This window comes from Ideonella sp. P3_A4 (assembly GCF_056403075.1).
Genome location: NZ_JBFUGE010001003.1, coordinates 1 through 1,513, shown reverse-complemented (window position 1 = coordinate 1,513; position 1,513 = coordinate 1). Strand labels below are relative to the sequence as shown.

Genomic DNA, 1,513 nt, shown 5'->3' with positions numbered 1-1,513 from the left:
CCATGTAGGCGTTGAAGGCGATCAGCGAGCCGAACACCACCAGGTAGATCCAGGCGGCCACAGCCTCGGGTTGCGGCGGCCACTCGGGCGTTTCGCCGGTCACCGCAGTCAGGATCATCAGCACCACACCGCCGCACAGCATCTCGCTGGCAAAGCCCATCGCGCCGGGTGCCAAGGGCAGGGTGCGTTGGCTCAGCACGCTGCCGATAGACCAGCTGATGCAGGCGACAGTGACGGCGATCAGGCCTTGTGTCGAAGCCTGGAAGCTCGCCCCTTGGGTGAGCATCAGCACGCCGACCACGCCCACGGCGATGCCGGCACTTTCCATCCGGCCCGGCTTGATGCCGTAGCACAGATTGAGCATCGCAATGATCAGCGGCAGCACCGCGATGAAGGCCACCACGACGCCGGAGCCGACCGAGGTCTCGGCCATGGCCGTGCCGCCCATGCCACCACCCAGCATCAAGGTGCCGCAGACCAGCGCATTGCGCCATTCGGTGCGAGTGGGCATCGGCGTACCACGCCATCGCAGCCACACCATCAACAGCGCGCCGGCGGCGATGAAGCGCGTGCCCATCTGGAAGAAAGGCGGAAAACTCAGCAGCGCGTACTTGATCGCCAGGTAGGTGGAGCCCCACACCAACCAGGTGGCGGCGAGGCAAGCGATCAGCAGCGGCGACAGGCCCAAAACGGGCGGGCGGGTGGCAATGGTCGTCGTCATGAGCATGAATGTTAGGCAAGCCGGTTCGTGTTTTCCATATTCAGTTCAAGGTGATGATCAGCGTTTGCCTTTGATTTCAAAGTCGCGGCGGTGATACGCTTTGGTCATGCCGCCGCCCATCGATTTCGACACCTACGACGCTCGCATCCTGGCTGAACTGCAGGCTGACGCCCGCCTGTCGATGACCGAACTGGGGCGCCGCGTGCACCTTTCGCAGCCCGCGGTCACCGAGCGCGTGCGCAAGCTCGAAGCGGCCGGCGTGATCACCGGTTACCGCGCCACAGTGAACCTGAAGGCGCTGGGCTACGGCATCCGTGCGGTCATTCGCGTCGGGCGGACGGAGTTTGAACGAATCGTCAAACTCGTGCAGGACACGCCCGAGGTCGTCAATGCCTACAACGTGACCGGCGAGGACAGCTGGGTGCTCGACATCGCCGTGACCGACGTCGCTCACCTCGATTCGGTGGTGTCGCGCTTTTGCGAGCTGTCGGTGACCAGCACGTCGATCATCCTCAAAGCGGTGCGCGAGCACCAGCCGGTGGCCCCGGCGCGCAGCGAGAATCCACCGGCTTGAAGCTTGCTTGAAATTCCGCCATGGACAAAACAGTTTCCACCTGCGACCTGTGCGACCGCTTCCGCGATTCAGATGACAGCGGCTTTCGCGTGCTGCGCGGCGTGTTCCGCTCCTACGGTGGCCGCGGCGCGTTCCACGGCCCGGTGCGAACCGTGCGTTGCTTCGAAGACAACTCGGTGCTGCGTGCGCTGGTGCAGACACCGGGCGAGGGCAGGGTG

The 1,513-nt window shown here is 64.4% G+C and carries 3 protein-coding genes; 2 read left to right on the top strand and 1 reads right to left on the bottom strand.

Annotated features, from left to right (window positions below):
- On the bottom strand, window positions 1-721 hold a 721-nt coding region (locus tag AC1DYI_RS35295), incomplete at its 3' end, for an EamA family transporter (RefSeq protein WP_477208752.1).
- A gap of 106 nt (window positions 722-827) precedes the next feature.
- Here AC1DYI_RS35295 and AC1DYI_RS35290 point away from each other — a divergent pair.
- Together AC1DYI_RS35290 and AC1DYI_RS35285 are read left to right on the top strand one after the other, a co-directional pair.
- On the top strand, window positions 828-1,295 hold the full coding sequence (locus AC1DYI_RS35290; protein WP_477208751.1) for an Lrp/AsnC family transcriptional regulator: 468 nt from the start codon (window positions 828-830) through the stop codon (window positions 1,293-1,295).
- A 20-nt stretch (window positions 1,296-1,315) separates the two neighbouring features.
- Window positions 1,316-1,513: RraA family protein (locus AC1DYI_RS35285; RefSeq protein WP_477208750.1), on the top strand; the 198-nt coding region annotated here is incomplete at its 3' end.

Excerpts from the sequence above, each read along its gene's own strand:
- AC1DYI_RS35290 (WP_477208751.1), top strand. The coding sequence starts at position 828 with ATGCCGCCGCCCATCGATTTCGACACCTACGACGCTCGCATCCTGGCT.